The sequence below is a fragment of the Streptomyces lydicamycinicus genome (assembly GCF_000829715.2).
GTDB lineage: Bacteria > Actinomycetota > Actinomycetes > Streptomycetales > Streptomycetaceae > Streptomyces > Streptomyces lydicamycinicus.
On sequence record NZ_BBNO01000005.1, the window covers coordinates 348,097 to 365,438 of the forward strand.

Below are 17,342 nucleotides of genomic sequence, written 5' to 3' on the forward strand. Positions count from 1 at the left end.
AGTGATCTGCCTGCCCGCCGTCCGGATGGCGCGGGCAGGCAGATCACGTCCCGGCCGGTCCACGAGGGCCGGCCTCGGCGTCGTCTGCCACTGGACTGCCGGGTGCCGCCGCGACCGCGCGGCGGCCGAGCAGTGTGGTGATCGAGAGGGTGAATCAGAAGAGTGTCAGCGTCGAGCCGCGTGCGGAGCGGGAGAATCCAGCACGCTCTACCGGGCCGTGCGGCTGAACGGCGGCGATGGCTGCGGCCACACTGGGCAGCAGCCGTCCTCGCCATAGCGGCCCTCGCGGTGGCCGCGTTCCTGGTCGCCGACGGCGGCTCCGGCCCCAGCGGTCCGCGCACACTGACGTCGGATGAGGCGAACCGGCTGGCGATCACGCGGTTCCGCAACTACGCGGCGCACGGCCGCGCGGTGACGATCACTGTGCCGGGCACCGCCGGCGGCCTGACCGTCACCGGGTCCGTCGACTACCAAGGCAAGCTCGGTTACGGCGTGGTGCACGGCACCGGGCGCGACACCTCCAGCGACGGGCTGATCGGCTGGACGGCCACCTCGGTGTTCGTCCACCCGATGGCGAACGCCCCGGCGCACGCACCCGCGTCGCCGCCCCGCTCCGCCTGGCACAGCCGTCCGCTGCTGTCGTCCGGCAGCGCGCTGGACAGTTCGCTGAGCATCGCCCTCAAGCTCGGCAGCGACCGGCCGGACAACGCCGAACTGCTGCCGCAGAACGGCGCCGCCTGGTGGGGACGAGATCAGGTGGACGGGCACCGGGTGGACGTCATGACCGGGCCGTCCTCCCGAGACCGCTCCGGTACGGCGGGCAACGTGCGCTACTGGGTCGGTTCGGACGGCACCATGTACCGGGTCCGCGTCAGCGTGGCTTCCGAGCCGCAGCCGGTGGTCATCGATTTCGACACCCACGAGTACGTTCCGGTCAAGCCGGTACCCGGAGTCACCCCGACCCGGTAGCCGCTGTTCAGGACGTCCGCACCCGCGCGTGCGCGGCGAGCAGGGACGCCGACGGCAGCGGGATGCCTGCCGTCTTCGGCAGGGCCGGAACGGCCGGGACAGCGGTGGCGCCCGTAGTGGTGGCGTGGGGGAACTGCGGCTGTGGACCCGGCGCCGCGACCTCGGTGAACGGGATGCCACGGGGCGCCGCCGGCATCGCCCACCGGCCGGCCGGTGAGGACGACCGGGCCGGCAGCGGGCAGGACGCGGCCGTCGCGAGCCGGGCGGGCACGGTGTTGCGCAGATCATTGCCCCGCAGGCAGTTGCCCCGTCCCCGCGTGGCGGTGGGGAACGTCCAGCCAACGTCGATGCCGTTGCCGGTGAACGTGTTGTCCACGATCTGGTTGCCCATTGGAGGGAGGTCGGCGGTTGCGGTGAGCACCAGCCCGGCGTTGCTGTTGCCGGTGACGCGGTTGCGGAGGAAGTGGTTGCCGCTGCCGCCGTCGATGCCGATCCCGGTGCCCCATCCGCCGTCGGCCTGCTCCGGGGTGGCCGTCTGCTGGTTGGCCGCGATCAGATTGCCCGCGATGACGGCGCCCTGCTGCGGGAGCAGCTTCTCCTGGTGGTCGGAGTCGGTGGTCAGACCGACCCGGTTGCCGACCAGGCGGTTGCGGACCACGTACATGTCTTTGCTGGCGTTGGTGCCTTCGTAACCGACCGCGTTGAGTTCGGCGATGTTGTCCCGCACCACGATGCGACACGGCTTGCACTGTCCGACGTAGATGCCCGAGTCGGCCCCGCCTGACGCGTACGAGTGCTCGATGACACCGTTCTGCGCGGAGAACGCGTAGATGCCGTACAGACCGTTGCGGGTCGCGGTCACGTAGGAGACCAGGAACGACTTCAGGAAGGTGACCGGCTCATCGCCGGTGTCGTAGCCCCCGGAACGCCCCGGTAGCCCGGCGACCGCTTTCGCCGAACCGGTGACCAGGACCCCGTTCTGCGTGTTGTTCCTTACGGTCAGGTTCTCCACGGCCACCCCGGGCGCGCTGACGACGACACCGTTCGGTTGCTGCAACCGCCCGTCGATCACGACCTTGTCCCGGGACTCCCCACGAAGGGTGATACGGGGCGTGGAGACCTTCACCGACTCGTGGTACACGCCCCGCGCGACCAACACCAGGTCACCGGGGCGAGCGAGAGACACCGCAGCCGAGATCGACGGGGCGTCAGCCGGCACTCTGATCGTCACGTGCGCGCCGGGTGGCCGCCGGCCGTGGTTCGACCCGTCATCGCCGGGCCCGCAGCCCGCCAGTACGCATGTCAGTGTGCTCAGTAACGCGACCATCACGCGAAGACGGAGACGAGGCATGGCGTCATCCTGGCATGAAGTCATCCCTGCCCGGAGGCCGATCAACTCGCTTGCCCCATAAGGGATATGGCATTCTGCACGCCGTGAGCCGAGCCGAGTCCCGTCCATCACGCCGCGCGTTCATCGGTGCCACCGGGGCAGCGGCGGCCACCGGGCTCACCGCCGGGTGTGAATCGCCCGCACCTCGGCCGAGCCGGCCCCCTTCCCCCGCGTCACCTACACGGGTGGCGCCGACCGGACGCCATCAGGCAGGCATCACGCTCCCGCAACCGGCCCAGCCGAACCTCCTGGTGGTGGTGGCCGACCTCGGTGACGCCGTGGCCGTCGGCCCGCTGCTGGCCGAACTCGGCCAGGCCGTGCACACGCTCACCGCGGGCACCGATCCACGACTGCTGGGCCTGCCGCCGGGCGATCTCACCGTGACGATCGGGGTGGGCCCACGGCTGGTGCGCATGGCCGACCCCTCCCTGCCCGGCGCGACAGACCTGCCCCGCTTCTCCCGCGAGCAGATCGCCCCGCAGGCGCGCGGCGGGGACCTGTTGCTACAGATCTGCGCCGGCGACCCCTTGCTGTTACCGGTCGTCGCCGCCGCGCTTCTGGAGCAGGCCGGTCACCGGGTATGTGAACGCTGGCGGCAGTCCGGACGCCGCGGCCCGGACATCCCCGTGGACAAGGGCATCTCCGCACCACGAAATCTGCTCGGTTTCATCGACGGCATCGTGGGCCCGCACACGACGGCCGAACACCGGCGCCACCTGTGGCTGGCCGGGCCGGCTGCCGTCGCCGGCGGCACGATCGCCGTCGTACGGCGCATGGAACTCGACCTGCCGCGGTTCTCCGCGCTCTCCGTCGCCGAACAGGAGGCGGTCTTCGGCCGGCGCAGAGCCACCGGCGTGCCCCTCTCCGGCGGGACCGCGGCCTGGGACCCGGACCTCGGCGCCAAAACACCGGACGGGCGCTACCTCGTCCCGGCCGACGCCCACGTCCGCCGGGCCAGCCCCCATGTGGTCGGCGTGGGCCTCATGCTCCGCCGCTCCTACAGCACCGACGACCCCGGCCTGCTCTTCATCAGCTTCCAGAACGACTTACGCACCTTCACCAACACGCTTGCCCGTATGGATGATTCCGACGCACTGCTGCGATTCACCACCACCAAGGCCGGCGCGACCTTCCTCATCCTCCCCGGCTTCGACCAGCAGCACCCGCTCGGGGCCAAGACGTTCCGCTGAACAGGCCGACGAGGTGGGCCGTGGCCGTCAGCCCGATGTCGTTGTCGGTGGTCACGAGAACGGGATACGGCTGAGGTCCGTCCGGGCGGCCCGATGCGGTGGATGACCGGCGTCGCCCGTCAGGCGCTTCCGTACAGGTCCCGGTACGAGGGGAAGACGCCACCGGGGCCGCGCACCGTTTCCGCTGCGAGGGCGGCGTTGACCACGGCGCGGGTCAGGACGTCCGCGCCGGCGGCGAGGAGCTCGTTCAGGGCGCCGGCTTCGGTGTGGATGCCGAAGGCGGGGTCGGTGAGGGGGTCTTCGGGGGTGAGCGGGCGGGTGGCGGTGGACAGGGCGAAGACCGTGTCGCCGTCGGAGAGGAGATGGACGGGGCGGAGGGCGCGGGCCAGGCCGTCGTGGGCGGTGCCGGCGAGTTTGTGGGCCTGGGCGCGGGTGAGGGCGGCGTCGGTGGCGACCACGGCGAGGGTGGTGTTGAGCGGGGGGCCGACGGACGCCGCCGAACGGGCCAGGGAGGTTTCCCGGGCCTCGGCCAGACGGCGCAGGGCGGCGGCGTGCACCTCGGGGGACGGGAGGGCGGTGGGGCACTCGTACAGATGGCCGTAGAGGGCGCCGGTGCGCGGGTCGGTGACGGAGCCCGCGGCGTTGACGGCGGCCAGGGCGGCGACGGTGGCGCCCGAGGGGAGGACGGCGCTCGCGGTGCCGGTGCCGCCCTTGAGGCCGCCGGCCACTGCGCCCGTGCCGGCGCCCGTGTTGCCCCGGGTGACGGGAGCGCCGGGCTCGGTGGCCGCCGCTGCGGCGGCCGCCTCCCGGCCCAGGGCGGCGTCCGGCCGGGCCCGCCACTTGCCGCCGCGGCCCAGGTCGAAGAGGGCCGCGGCCGGGACGACCGGGACGACCTGGGCGGGGTCCGGGCCGACGCGGAAGCCCCGGCCCTGGTCCTCCAGCCAGCCGGCGACACCGGACGCGGCGTCAAGCCCGAAGGCGCTGCCGCCGGTCAGCACGAGCGCCTCGACGCGCTGGACGAGGTTGCGCGGGTCCAGCGCGTCGGTCTCCCGGGTGCCGGGGCCGCCCCCGCGTACGTCGACGGCCGCGACGGCGCCGCCCTCGGGGGCCAGGACGACGGTGGTGCCGGTCAGGTAGCCGTCACCGATGCGCTGGGCGTGGCCGACCCGGAGGCCGAGGACGTCGGTGAGGGCGTCCTGCGGCCCCGTGGGGTACGGCGGGCCCGTCGGCTGCTCAGTAATCGGCCGGTCCCATCACGATGACCGGGTGCAGGTCGGGGTCGAGGGTGCGCAGCAGTTCCCGCATCACCCTGGGCTTGAGGCTGATGCAGCCCTGGGTGGGGCCGTCGTGGTCGACGTGCAGCCAGACGCCGCCGCCCTTGGCGGCGCCCCACGGGCGCTGCTGGTCCAGGGGGGAGGTCCCCGGCTCGCGGTTGTAGTTGATGGCGATGACGTAGTCGAAGGCCCCGGCCAGCGGCTCGCCCTCGACGCCGGTGCCGTCGGCGACGAAGCTGCCGTTGCGGTCGTAGGGGAGTTTGGTGCCCTCGGGCGGGGCCAGCAGGCCGCCCGCGTCGGTGAGGCGGTAGACCCCGATGGGGGAGCGCAGATCGCCGTAGCGGTGGTCGTCGGTCCAGCCGCGGGCGGCGTTGTGCGCGGACCAGGTGGGGCCCGGCTCCCAGTCGTCCGAGCCCTCCTCGCGGGTGTAGAGGACGACACGGGACTGGAAGGAGTCCATGTCCTTGCCCGTGACGACCAGTACCTGCCGGGAGTCGGCCGGTATGCGCTTCCTGGCCGCGTCACTGAGGCCCGGGATCGGCCGTCCGGCCGGGGCGTTCGGTGCGGCGTTCGGGGCGGATTTCGGCGCGGACACGGGCGTACGTGGCGTGTCCGGGCCGGAAGCCGTCGTCGACATGGTGCTCTTGGCGTCGGTCCTGCTGTTGTGGTCGTCGCCCGAGGCCGGCCACGCCCACAGGGCGGTGCCGACCAGGGTGGAGAGGGCGAGACCGCTCACGGCCTTGCTGCGCCGGGACAGTCGTGTCCGCGGGGCGCGGGACTGAGCGTGGCGGGCCATGGCTGGCGTCTCCTCAGGTACGGACGGCGGTCGGTCCCGGGGCTTCCTGCGGGTCTCCCACAAGGACACCCCCTGTCATAAAAAGGGCAATCTGCACCCTACCGCTTCCACGCCCATGCGCCTCCGCTGGCCTGTGTGAACAGTGGGGAACAAGAGCCCGAAGTGGCGGGAAGTGGGGTCCATTGGTGGGTAATTGACGGGCAATGGGGTGGGTTGGGAGCCGTGTCCGTGCTGATGACGGGCCCTCGTCCGGCGGAGGGCGAAGATGGCCGAATCTGATGCGGGATCAGGGTGGGAGCGGGTCTGGACGGGGCGTCAGGTCCGCTGACGGAGGCGGGGAGCGGCGGCTCCGAAGGCTCGCTCGGGCGGGCGGTCGCACCTTCGGCGAGATCGGTGCCGGGGGGATCGTCGAGATGGGTGACGGGGGCCGTTCATTCCGCCGGCGCGGTGGCCTGACGGGAGGTGAGGGTGACGCCGACGGCCACGGTGGCGGAGGCCACCAGCCCGGTCGCCAGGACCGCCCCGTGCCCGGCGAACGTGCACGCGAGGACCAGCAGCGCCGACACCGGCAGCACCAGCTGCTGCGCCGGGCCGCGCTTGTGGTGCCGGGAGTGGATCAGCCACACCGTGAGCATGAACAGCGCCGCCGGCACCGTGACACAGGCGGCCGCCGCGAACGCCGACAGATGCGCCCGGCCGAAGGACTCCGCCACCGCGACCTCGATGCCCGCGCCGACCGCGGCCACCGAGCCGAACACCAGGTAGTGCCCATAGCCCCACAGGAACGCCTGACGGTTCGAGCGGAGATGCAAGTGAATGGGCACCGCGAAATAGATCCAGTACGCGGCGAAGACCAGCAGCAGCCCGCCGGCCGCGATCGGCAGCAGCGTGTTGAGCGCGTCGTTCCTGTCCAGCGCCGCCTGCACGGCCAGGGTGGCCGCCGCGATCGTCTCGCCCAGCACGATGATGGTGAACAGGCCGTAGCGCTCGGAGATGTGCTGCGGATGCCAGGTCGTCTGCCGCTCCCGTTCGGCCAGCGCGGGGACCGCCAGCTCCAGGAGGCCCACGACCACGAACACCCAGGGGATGTCGTGCTCGGGCAGCGCCAGCAGACCCAGCCAGCCGATCTGGCACACCGTCACCCCCAGGGCGTAGCGCAGCGCGGTGCGCCGCTCGGCGCCCGCACTGCCGTGGGCGGCCCGCAGCCACTGGGTGACCATCGCCAGCCGCATCACCAGGTACCCGAACCAGATGACGGTGAAGTCGCTGTGCGCGAAGGCCCGCGGCACGCCCGCGGCCAGGATCAGCACCCCCGCCATCTGGACGAGCGTCACCACGCGATAGAGGGCGTCGTCGGTGTCGTACGCCGAGGCGAACCAGGTGAAGTTCATCCAGGCCCACCAGACGGCGAAGAAGAGCATCAGATAGCCGGAGACGCCGTGCCCCGGGTGCCCCTCGGCGAGCGCATGCGCCAGCTGGCGGCCGGCCTGCGCGACCGCCACCACGAAACAGAGGTCGAAGAGGAGCTCCAGTGGCGTGGCGGCGCGGTGCCGCTCGTCGCGTCGGCGCGCCCGCATGAGAACCGGCACGTCAGCTCCTCTCGTCGGCCGATACGGCCCGCCCTCAGTAGAGCGCGGGCCGGCGGTACCGCCAACGAGGGGAGCGGGGCGCGGCGTGTCGCCCCGGGGCCGGCGGCTACTCGGCGACCGCCTCCACGATCGAGGGAAAGGCCGGGGTCGGCAGCACCCGCGTCAGCCGGAATCCGCCGGCCGACAGCAGCGTCGCGAACTCCTCCGCGGTGCGCTCCTGCCCGTCGAGCACCGCCATCATCGCGACGTCCATGGTCTTGCCGAAGTGCGGGGCGTTGCCCGGCGGCAGCACGGATTCGATGACCAGCAGCCGGCTGCCGGCCGTCATCGCCCGGTGGCAGCTGCGCAGGATCCGCCGGCACGGTTCGTCCGCCCAGTCGTGCAGCACATGCTTGAGGACATAGAGGTCACCGCCCTCCGGTACGGACTCGAAGAAGTCGCCCTCCTGGGTGCGCCAGCGGCCCTTCAACTCGTCGCCGTCCAGGAGATGGTGGGCCAGCGGCGGCGCCTGGTCGAAGAGCACACCGGTCAGCTGCGGGTGGCGGCGCAGCGCGGCGTGCAGCAGCCCGCCGCGGCCGCCGCCGATGTCCACGACCGTGCCGGACGCGGGGAAGGGGTAGGTGGCGGCCACCGCCTCGTCCACCGGGGCGGACACCGACGACATCCCGTCGTCGAAGAGCCGGCGGGCGGCCGGATCCGTCACCAGATGCGCGAAGAGCGGCGCCCCGAAGATCCGCTCGAAGGACGCGCCGCCGTGCTCCACGGCCTCCGGCATGGCGGCCGACGTCCGCAGGAACAGCTCGTCGGTCGCCATCAGTACGGCGGCGTGCAGCGAGTCGGGGACATCCGTACGCAGCGGCTGGGCGGCCGGCGTCAGTTGGTAGGCGCCCGCGGCGTCCTCCCGGAAGATGCCACGGGTGGCGAGATAGCGCAGCACACGACGCAGATGCGGGGCATGGGTGCCGGTCGTCGCGGCCAGTTGCTCGGCGGTGCGCGGCCCCCCGGCGAGGTGGTCGGCGAGGCGGTGGTGCGCCGCCGTGCGCAGGGCGGCGGAGAAGAGATGGCCCAGCGCCAGATCCATCAGATGAGCCGTGAGGTCGCGGGGCTCGCCGGTCGGTCGGTTGGGGGAAGTGGCCAACGTCAGCCTCCAGTCATCGGCTCGGGCTCGCTGATCCCGTTCGCAGGCGGTGATCCACGGTTGCAGCCGCGGGCCCCGGTGTCACGGACGGCGGGAACGGCAACCGCGAAGTCCGGCCAGCGCGGGGCCGGGCCCCTTAAGGGCCCGCTCCGGGGAATGCCGGGGCCATCGCCCGGTGCCGGCGGACGGTTCCATGGTCGAATGCGTGTATGAGCGACAGCGACACGACAGGTACGCCCGCTAACGCCGACCCCCGCGGCAGCTCCGCCCCCGCCACAGTCCTGGCTCCGCTCGACGACCGTCTCGCGGACCTCGTGGCCCTCTACGAAGACCTGCACCGCCACCCCGAACTCGGCTTCCAGGAGACCCGTACGGCCGCCGAGGCCGCCCGCCGGCTGACCGCCTGCGGCTATGACGTCACCACCGGCATCGCGCAAACCGGTGTCGTCGGCGTACTGCGCAACGGCCCCGGGCCCGTGGTCCTGCTGCGCGCCGACATGGACGCGCTGCCCGTCACCGAGAACTCCGGCCTGGACTACGCCTCCACGGTCCCCGGCCGGATGCACGCCTGTGGGCACGACGTCCATGTCACCTGCCTCCTGGGCGCCGCCGACCTGCTCGCGGCGGGCCGTGACCAATGGTCCGGCACCCTGGTCGCGCTCTTCCAGCCCGCCGAGGAGGTCGGCAGCGGCGCCCGCGCCATGCTCGACGCCGGCCTCTACAGCGACAGCCTGGTCCCCACCCCCGATGTGGTGCTGGCCCAGCATGTCGCCCCCTTCGGCGCCGGGATGATCGCGTACTGCCCCGGCCCCTGCATGGCGGCCGCCGACAGCCTGGAGATCACCTTCCACGGCACCGGCGGCCATGGCTCACGCCCCGAGACCACCATCGACCCGATCCTGATGGCGGCGTCCTTCGTCCAGCGGGTGCAGTCCGTAGTGGCCCGCGAGGTCGCCCCGAAGGACCAGGCAGTGGTCACGGTCGGCTCCTTCCACGCCGGGGACACCGCCAATGTGATCCCCGACCGCGCCGTCGTACGGCTCAGCGTCCGCACCTTCGACGAAACGGTCCGCACCGCCGTGCTCGCTGCCATCGACCGCATCGCGCGCGCCGAGGCCGCCGCCTCCGGCGCGGACCGCACGCCCGACACCGAGGTCCTGGACTCCTTCCCCGTCACCGTCAACGACGCCACGACCCTGCGGGAGGTCAACGAGCAGTTCACCGAACTCTTCGGCGCACAGCGGCTGTTCGCCTACGACCCGGCCACCGGCAGCGAGGACGCCGGCCTGCTGGCGACCGCCGCCGGGGCCCCGCTCTACTACTGGTGGCTGGGCGGCTGGGACCCGGAGGAGTTCCGGACGGCGCTGGCGGCCGGCCGGCTCGCCCAGGACATCCCGTCGAACCATTCGCCGCACTTCCTTCCCGTGGTCCGGCCGACGCTCAGCATGGGGGTGGAGGCGCTGACGGTCGCGGCGCTCAGCCGGTTGGGAGGTGGGGGGAAGGGGTGAGGGGGTGATGGGGGTGGTGATGCGACGGGAGTGATGGGCGTGGTGATGCGACGGGTGCGATGGGGGTGGCGGAGCAGGTCCGGGCGGGGCGAGGGCCGTGTTTGACCTTGCCCTTGGGGCAAGCCCCAGCATCGGGCGTGCCGGGCGAGGTGCCCGGTACGAGGAGGACGGACGGGTGGACGGAGACGGGCGCGCGGCGCCGTACGACGACGCTGCGCTGCTGACCATCGGGGCGTTCGCACGGGCCTCCCGGCTCTCGCCGAAGGCGCTGCGCCTCTACGACGAGCTCGGCCTGCTGCCCCCGGCCCATGTCGACCCGCACAGCGGCTACCGCCACTACGCCCCCGCCCAGTTGGAGCGGGCCCGGCTGGTGGCCTGGCTGCGCCGGCTCGGTATGCCGCTGGCCCGTATACGCGAGGTGTGCGAGCTGGCACCGGATGCGGCGGCCGTGGCGGTCGCCGCGTACTGGGCGCAGGTCGAGGCCGACACCGCGGCCCGCCGGGACCTCGCCGCCTTCCTCGTCGACCAGCTGGAGAGGAAGAACACCGCCATGACCACACCACACACGCCCTTGACGATGCGCTACGCCGCCCTGACCGACCAGGGGCTGGTGCGCCCGGCACACCAGGACGCCGCGCACGCCGGCCCACGGCTGCTGGCCGTCGCCGACGGTTACGGCCCCGGCGGCGGCCAGGCCGCGAAGGCCGCCATTGAGGCACTGAAGGGCCTGGAAGACCAGGACCTGACCGCGGCGGACCTGCTGGGCGCCCTGGAGGACGCGGCCCACCGAGCCCACCGGGACCACCGCGCTCACCGGGACCACCGCGCCGCCCCGGCGGCGGACGAGGCGACCGGCAGTACGACCGGCAGCACCCTCACCGCGCTGCTCCGCTCCGGCACACAGCTGGCGCTGCTGCACGTCGGAGACTCCCGCGCCTATGTCCTGCGCGACTCCGGCCTCTTCCAGATCACCCACGACCACAGCCTGGTCCAGTCGCTGATCGACGAGGGCCGGCTCACCCCCGAGGAGGCCGCCTCGCATCCGCAGCGCGCCCAACTGCTGCGGTCCCTCGACGGGGCCACCGAATTCGCCCCCGATCTGCAACTCCTGGAGGCCCGGCCGGGGGAGCGCCATCTGCTGTGCACCGACGGCCTGACCGGGGTGGTGCCGACCGAGACCATCCAGCAGGTGCTGACCGAGGCCGACGACCCCGACCAGGCCGTACACGAACTGATCCGGCTGGCCCGCGAGGCGGGAGCGCCGGACAACGTGGCGTGTGTGGTGGCGGAGATGACGGGGGCTTAGGGCGGGGTGGGGGGCGGTCCCCTAGGGGGGAGATGTGCCCCTTGCGTGAGCCCTGCCCGGTGGGGGGTGTGGTTACGCCAGGCCCTTGAGCATCCCCTTGAAGTAGAGCTGCGGCAGCCCGTAGCGCTTGAGGAACCACATGTCGGTGCGTTCCCGGGTGGTGTCGAGGAAGGGGATCGAAGGAGTGGGCTGAAGGTCGTAGTCGAACTCGGCGAGCAGCATCTTGTGCCGGGCGGTGACCAGCGGACAGGAGGTGTAGCCGTCGTAGCGGGCGGCGGCGGGACGGCCGCGCAGCCCGGCGAGGAGATTGGCCACCGCGACCGGAGCCTGCTTGCGGATCGCGGCGCCCGTCTTGGACGTCGGCAGATTGGCGACATCGCCGATCACGAACACATTCGGGAAATCCGGGTGCTGGAGTGTTTCCCGGTCGGTCTTGACGTACCCGTACGGGGAGTCGGGGTCGGCGAGCGGGCCGTCCGCCAGCCACTGGGGGGCGCGCTGCGGCGGTACGGCGTGCAGCAGGTCGTAGTGGACGGTCTCGGCCGTGCCGGTGGTGTGATCGGTGATCACTGCCTCGCGCGCAGCACCGTCGAGGCGGGTCATCTCCGAACTCAGCCGCACCTCGATGCCGTACCGCCGGGCCGTCTCCGTCAGCGCACGGGAGAACACCGGCACCTTGAACATCGCGGGCTCCGGGAGCACCAGAATCGTACGGATCGCACCCAGCACCCCGCGCTTACGCCAGTGATCCGCCGCCAGATACGCGATCTTCTGCGGCGCGCCGCCGCACTTCACCGGCCCGGACGGCATGGTGAACACCGCCGTCCCGCGCCGCATCCGGCGGATCAACTCCCAGGTCAGCGGCGCGAGATCGGGCCGGTAATTGCTGCTCACCCCGCCGTGGCCGAGGGCCGCGGCGAGACCGGGCACCCCGTCCCAGTCGAGCTGGAGGCCCGGCGCGAGCACCAGCCGCCCGTAGGAGAGGACCCGGCCCGAGGCGGTGGTCACCGTCCGCGCGGTCGGGTCCACGGCGGTGGCCCGCTCCCGCAGCCAGCGCACCCCCGGCGGGATGACATCAGCCTCGGTGCGCAGCGAGGCACGGAGCGGCGCCTGACCGCCGCCGACCAGCGTCCACAACGGCTGGTACCAGTGCGTCTCGGACGGCTCCAGCAGCGCGATGTCCCGCACACCGGCACGGCGTAACCGGGCGGCGACGGTGATGCCGGCGGTGCCGCCGCCGACGATGAGGACCTGGTGATGGGACGGGGCGGCGGGTGCGGGGGCCATGTGCTCCTCCTGGAGGTGGTCGGAATCGGGTGGTCGGTATACGGGGTACGGGGCGTGGGGCTACCAGAGACGGGGCAGGGCAGTGGCCGCCATGAGGACGGCGAGAACGGCGACCAGGCAGGCGAAGGCGGTGGCCAGCACCTGGGGGCGCAGCCGGGTGGTCAGACGGTTGCCGAGGTGACTGCCGAGCGCCGCACAGGCCGCGAAGCCGGCCAGCAGCGGCCAGTCCAGGGCCCCGGTGCCGGCCCGGGTGGCCAGCGCCGTAAGGGAGTTGATGAGGATGACGAGAAGCGAGGTGCCGATGGCGACCGGCATCTCCAGACCCAGCACCAGAGTGAGGGCCGGCACGACGACGAAACCGCCACCGACCCCGAAGAACCCGGTGAGCAGCCCGACGGCGGAGGCGGTCACGGCAAAGCGGACGGGCCGCAGGGGCGCGGGGCGGGCGGAGCCGTTCACCGTGTCGGAGGGGGGCGGAACCATGGTGTCCCGTAAGGGTGCGGGCTCCGACGGCGTCTGTGAGGGGAGCGTCCCTGCGGGCTCTTGTGGGGAGAGCGGCTCCTCGGGCGTCGGTAAGGAGACCGCTTCCGGGAGCTCCTGTGCGGCCCTCGACTCCGCCGGCTCCTGCGAGGGCCGCGTCTCTGCGGGTTCCTGTGAGGACCGCGTCTCTGCCGGCTCCGGTAAGAACAACGCCTCCCCGGGCTCCGCCAAGGAACCCCTCTCCCCCGACCCCCGTAAGGGCACAGCCTCCGGCAAGCCTCGGACCGGTGTCCCCTCCCTTGGCTCCCGTAGGGGACGGGTCTCCGCCGCCGCCCGCTGCTCGCCCCGCCCCCGTAACACCAGCATCGCCGCCACCACGAGCAGCAGCCCCGCGAACGCCGCCATCAGCACCGTCGGGTCCAGGGCCGCGCTCCACCGGGAGCCGAGGTAGCTGCCCGCCGTCCCCAGGGCACCGAACGCCGCACCGGCCGCCCACCGGACCCGCCCGGCCCGGCCGTGACACAGCAGCCCGGTCACCGCGCCGACGGTGACCACGACCAGCGCCCCCGCGGTCGCCTCGTGCGGCGACTGCCCCAGCAGATAGACCAGGGCCGGCACCGCCAGCACCGAACCGCCCCCGCCGAGCGCCCCCAGCAGCAGCCCGATCAGCAACCCGCACGGCAGCGCCGCCAGGGCTACGAGGACGGACACGAGGCCCGCGGCGCAAGGGCGACGGCCCGGCTGTCGCCGGACCACTCCGCGACGAAGGTGAACCGGTCGCCGCGCACCACCGTCTCGCGCCACTCCACCGGCCGCTCCCCGGCCTGCCCGAGCCGCTCGATGGCGAACGCCGCCTCCCGGTCGGCCAGCCCCAGCAGCCACGCCTGCCGGATGTCCGGCAGGAACGGCTGGATCCGCTCCCGGCCACCGGTGACCTTCACCTCGCAGCGCCGCGTCAGCTCGCCGTAGAGCGAGGTGTGCCCGAAGTCGGCCTCCAGCAGCGGCTCGGCAACCTCGGCGGGCAGATACGCGGTGTCGTGCGCGAGCGGCTCACCGTCCGCGAGCCGCAGCCGCTCCAGTACGACCAGCGGCGCCTCCGGGACCAGCCCCAGACGCCCGGCGACCGTCCCGTCCACGGCCCGCTCCAGCCGGAGCACCTCGCTGCGCTGCTCCACCCCTTGGCCCTCCAGCTCGCGGAAGAGGCTGTAGAGCGAGCCCAGCGGCTGCTGGATGCGGCGGGTGTTCAGCCGGCTCGTCCGGCCGCGTTCGGCGATCACCAGGCCCTCGGCACGCAGTTTGCGCAGCGCCTCCCGGACGGTGTGCCGGCTGACCTCGTACTCGCCGGTGAGCCGGTGCTCGGCCGGGAACTCCGCACGGAACGCGCCGGCTTCCATCCGGCGGCGCAGATCGGCGGAGAGCTGCGCCCACAGGGGCAGCGGCGAGCGCCGGTCCAGGGGACGCGGGCCGTGCGCGCCATGCGGCGGCTCGGTCGTCATGGTGGATTCCTCCGCGGGCGTACGGGGGTTGCAGGGGTGCTGCCGGAGCGAGGGCCGCCGAGCGCAGTGCCGGTCGGAAACAGTCGATGCCCGGTCAATTGATCTCGGCTCCCTACGGGGTGACGGGGCGTCCATGCCTGCGCGGCTTGTCGCCCGCCCTCCGGCTACCTAATGTACGTACATCCGTGCATCCGCACAACGCACCCTGCCCGAACGGGCCCCGGCCGCCGGGCACGGGCCCCGCGCACCCCTGGAGGCCGACCGTGCACTTCGCGCAGTACTACCTCGACTGCCTCTCCCAGGCGTCGTATCTGATCGGCGACAAGACCACCGGACGCGCCGTCCTCGTCGACCCGCGCCGCGACATCGACGACTACCTGCACGACGCGGAAGCCGCCGGCCTGCGGATCGAACTCGTCATCGAGACGCACATTCACGCCGACTTCCTCTCCGGCCACCTCGAACTCGCACGGGCCACCGGCGCCACCATCGCCTTCGGTGAGGCCGCCGAAACCGGCTTCCCCATAAGGCGGTTACGGGACGGCGAGCGCCTCTCGCTCGGCGCGGACGACGACCAGGGCGTCACCCTCACCGTTCTCGCCACCCCCGGCCACACCCTCGAATCCATCTGCCTGGTCCTGCGAGAACACCCCGACGACGACGTGCCGTTCGGCGTGCTCACCGGCGACACCCTCTTCGTCGGCGACGTCGGCCGCCCCGACCTGCTCTCCGCCGCCGGGCACACCCCGCAGGACATGGCCGCCCGTCTCCACCGCTCCCTGCACACCAAACTCCTCACCCTCCCGGACGCGACCCGGGTCTTTCCCGCACACGGCGCCGGCTCCGCCTGCGGCCGCAGCCTCTCCAGCGAAACCAGCTCCACCATCGGCGACCAGCGCCGGTTCAACTACGCCCTCCAGCCCATGCCGGTGGACGACTTCATCCGCCTGGTCACCGCGGGACAGCCCGCCACCCCCGGCTACTTCGCCCACGACGCGGCCCTCAACCGCGACGGCCATCCCCTCCTGGAGCCCGGCCCGCCGCCCGCCCTCACCCTGGACGAGGCCCTCGCGGCCCGCGACCAGCAAGGCGCCGTCCTCCTCGACTGCCGCCCACTGGCCGCCTACACCCGCGCGCACCTGACCGGCTCACTCCACACGAGCCTCGACACCCGCTTCGCCGAATACGCCGGCAGCGTGGTCACCCCGGGCACCCCGATCGTGCTGCTCACTGACCCCGGCACCGAACAGGAAGCCCGCCTCCGCCTCGCCCGCATCGGCTACGACCACGTCCTCGGCCACCTGCCCGACCCGGCCGCCGTACTGGACCGCAGCCCGGCCCTCAGCAGCCGCAGCCGACGCATCCGCTATGAGGAACTGGGCCTGAGAGAGCCTCAGTTGGCGGGGGCAGCGGGGACCGATGGGGCCCGGACGGGCGGCACAGAGCCGGCCGATCTCATACCGACGGACTCCCTACCCACCGACTCCCTGACCACCGACTCCCCGCCCACCGACTCCGTACCGGCCGACATCCAGCTGATCGACGTCCGTAACCCGGCCGAGTACGAGGCAGGCGCCCTCCCCGGCGCCCGCAACCTCCCCCTGGCCGGCCTGTCCCACCGCTTAGCCGAACTGGACCCGTCCCGCCCGGTGGTCCTGTACTGCCGCAGCGGCAACCGGTCGGTGATCGCGGCAGCGCTGCTGGAGGCGCGCGGGTTCGCCGACGTCTGCGATGTGATCGGGGGGTACGACGCGGTGGGTACGGGCGCGCAGTAACGCGGAGAGGAGATAGCCACTGACGACCCAGGGGGTGGCCGTCGCGGAATCGTGCAGCGCTTCGCGGACGACGGTTAGCGCCGGATTCCGCGCGAAGGAGTCCAGTTGGACACAGAACGCGCCAAGGACAACGGCGTTCAGCGCTCAACTGGCCTGCGCGTCCAGGTGGGTGCGGTGCGGTTCGGGCTTCGGCATGACGGGCACAGGGGCCGCCTCTCACGGGTCCGCCTCGCGCGCTTGCGGAGGAAAGCGAGAAACGGGAGGGGAGGGAGGGATGAAGAGCACCGGAACGGGGCAGGAACCCGGGAGCGGATTGCGCGCACGGCCGGGGAACCCGGCGAGATGAGCCGGGACGGCCGGTACGGCGACCGGAAGAGGCCGGGCCCGCAGCGCTCTGCTGCCGCGTGGTGCGGGAAGGGGCGGCGTCGGCTCCGTACAACGGACGTTCAGCGATCGTTGATCGGTGATCTCCATGCTGAACCGCATGTTGAGCCGTGTGACTTCAGAGCATGCAGACGACGCCCGGGAAGTGCAAGAGCCGGAGGCGTCGCGGATCGCCCTCACCTGGAGTGGGGAGCCCGGGCGCCAGGAGGAGCTGACGCACGGCATGCTCCTCGACCAGGCCGAACGCGCCGCCGCCGTCCTCAGGCGGCTCGGCGTACGGGCCGGGGACCGGGTCGCGGTGCATCTGCCGCTGGTGCCCGAGTCGGTGATCGCCACGCTCGCCTGTGGGCGTCTGGACGCGATACGCGCCACGCTGCCGGTCTCCCTGACGGTGCCCGAACTGGTCGCGCGGACCCGCGAGTCCTCGGCCCGGGTACTGATCACGGCCGACGCAGCGTTCTGGGACGGCGCCGTACGGCCGGTGAAGCCCCTGCTCGACCACGCACTGGCCCGGAGCGCGGCCGCAGACGGTGCCATGGACCGAACCGTCCTGGTGGTGAACCGCTGCTCCCGCCCGGTCTCCTGGAAACCGGGCCGCGACATGTGGTGGCACGAGGCACTGGGGGTACCGTCCGCGGCCCACTGACGACGTCATCGCGGCAGACGGGCGGCGGCCTGCTTTCTCCACGCAGCGCGGCCTGGCGTCAAGGGGGCTGCCAGGAGCGGGCAAGGCCCTTCAAGGGGCGCGCGGGGCGCGAAC

The 17,342-nt window shown here is 72.7% G+C and carries 14 protein-coding genes; 6 read left to right on the forward strand and 8 right to left on the reverse strand.

What is annotated here, in order from left to right; genetic code table 11:
* Positions 1 to 288 precede the first annotated feature (288 nt).
* Positions 289 to 969, forward strand: a complete 681-nt coding sequence (locus TU31_RS19250; protein WP_042156185.1) for a hypothetical protein — start codon at positions 289 to 291, stop codon at positions 967 to 969.
* Between the two features lie 7 nt (positions 970 to 976).
* On the opposite strand, the gene TU31_RS19255 is transcribed toward TU31_RS19250, so the two are convergent.
* Positions 977 to 2,188 (reverse strand): right-handed parallel beta-helix repeat-containing protein, encoded by a 1,212-nt coding sequence (locus tag TU31_RS19255; RefSeq protein ID WP_042156187.1) that lies wholly within the window; start codon positions 2,186 to 2,188, stop codon positions 977 to 979.
* A gap of 215 nt (positions 2,189 to 2,403) precedes the next feature.
* Here TU31_RS19255 and TU31_RS19260 point away from each other — a divergent pair, with 215 nt between their 5' ends.
* Positions 2,404 to 3,549 carry a Dyp-type peroxidase gene (locus TU31_RS19260; protein WP_042156190.1) on the forward strand — a complete coding sequence of 382 codons (1,146 nt, stop codon included), beginning with the start codon at positions 2,404 to 2,406 and terminating at the stop codon, positions 3,547 to 3,549.
* Positions 3,550 to 3,668: 119 nt separating this feature from the next.
* On the opposite strand, the gene TU31_RS19265 is transcribed toward TU31_RS19260, so the two are convergent.
* The 4 genes from TU31_RS19265 to TU31_RS19280 all read right to left on the reverse strand — a co-directional run bounded on the left by TU31_RS19265 (position 3,669) and on the right by TU31_RS19280 (position 8,346).
* The gene (locus tag TU31_RS19265; protein ID WP_042156193.1) at positions 3,669 to 4,790 is read right to left on the reverse strand and encodes a P1 family peptidase; all 1,122 of its coding nucleotides are present in this window, start codon (positions 4,788 to 4,790) and stop codon (positions 3,669 to 3,671) included.
* Positions 4,783 to 5,619 (reverse strand): L,D-transpeptidase family protein, encoded by an 837-nt coding sequence (locus TU31_RS19270; RefSeq protein ID WP_042156196.1) that lies wholly within the window; start codon positions 5,617 to 5,619, stop codon positions 4,783 to 4,785. Before TU31_RS19270 ends, TU31_RS19265 begins: the two co-directional genes overlap by 8 nt.
* 431 nt (positions 5,620 to 6,050) lie before the next feature.
* Positions 6,051 to 7,208 (reverse strand): low temperature requirement protein A, encoded by a 1,158-nt coding sequence (locus tag TU31_RS19275; RefSeq protein WP_042156199.1) that lies wholly within the window; start codon positions 7,206 to 7,208, stop codon positions 6,051 to 6,053.
* A 106-nt stretch (positions 7,209 to 7,314) separates the two neighbouring features.
* Positions 7,315 to 8,346 carry a methyltransferase gene (locus tag TU31_RS19280; RefSeq protein ID WP_042156200.1) on the reverse strand — a complete coding sequence of 344 codons (1,032 nt, stop codon included), beginning with the start codon at positions 8,344 to 8,346 and terminating at the stop codon, positions 7,315 to 7,317.
* Between the two features lie 209 nt (positions 8,347 to 8,555).
* Here TU31_RS19280 and TU31_RS19285 point away from each other — a divergent pair, with 209 nt between their 5' ends.
* The gene (locus tag TU31_RS19285; protein ID WP_042156202.1) at positions 8,556 to 9,854 is read left to right on the forward strand and encodes an amidohydrolase; all 1,299 of its coding nucleotides are present in this window, start codon (positions 8,556 to 8,558) and stop codon (positions 9,852 to 9,854) included.
* Between the two features lie 175 nt (positions 9,855 to 10,029).
* Entirely contained in the window at positions 10,030 to 11,160 is a 1,131-nt protein-coding gene (locus TU31_RS19290; protein ID WP_042156203.1) for a MerR family transcriptional regulator, read from the forward strand.
* 72 nt (positions 11,161 to 11,232) lie between these two features.
* Here TU31_RS19290 and TU31_RS19295 read toward each other — a convergent pair whose 3' ends face one another.
* From TU31_RS19295 to TU31_RS19305, 3 genes are read right to left on the reverse strand one after another with little or no spacing between them, the layout of a single operon-like run.
* On the reverse strand, positions 11,233 to 12,447 hold the full coding sequence (locus TU31_RS19295; RefSeq protein WP_042156205.1) for an NAD(P)/FAD-dependent oxidoreductase: 1,215 nt from the start codon (positions 12,445 to 12,447) through the stop codon (positions 11,233 to 11,235).
* 60 nt (positions 12,448 to 12,507) lie between these two features.
* Positions 12,508 to 13,638: a TSUP family transporter gene (locus TU31_RS19300; RefSeq protein ID WP_042156666.1), complete on the reverse strand. Its 1,131-nt coding sequence runs from the start codon at positions 13,636 to 13,638 to the stop codon at positions 12,508 to 12,510.
* A complete protein-coding gene (locus TU31_RS19305) occupies positions 13,623 to 14,423 on the reverse strand; it encodes a GntR family transcriptional regulator (protein ID WP_042156207.1) in 801 nt (266 codons plus the stop codon). The genes TU31_RS19300 and TU31_RS19305 overlap by 16 nt, the downstream gene beginning before the upstream one ends.
* A gap of 263 nt (positions 14,424 to 14,686) precedes the next feature.
* Between TU31_RS19305 and TU31_RS19310 the strand changes: the two genes are divergently transcribed.
* Both TU31_RS19310 and TU31_RS19315 read left to right on the forward strand, forming a co-directional pair.
* The gene (locus tag TU31_RS19310) at positions 14,687 to 16,198 is read left to right on the forward strand and encodes a rhodanese-like domain-containing protein (protein WP_042156211.1); all 1,512 of its coding nucleotides are present in this window, start codon (positions 14,687 to 14,689) and stop codon (positions 16,196 to 16,198) included.
* A gap of 496 nt (positions 16,199 to 16,694) precedes the next feature.
* Positions 16,695 to 17,228, forward strand: coding sequence for an AMP-binding protein (locus TU31_RS19315; protein WP_245698603.1), 534 nt, complete (start codon positions 16,695 to 16,697; stop codon positions 17,226 to 17,228).
* The last annotated feature ends 114 nt before the right edge of the window (positions 17,229 to 17,342 follow it).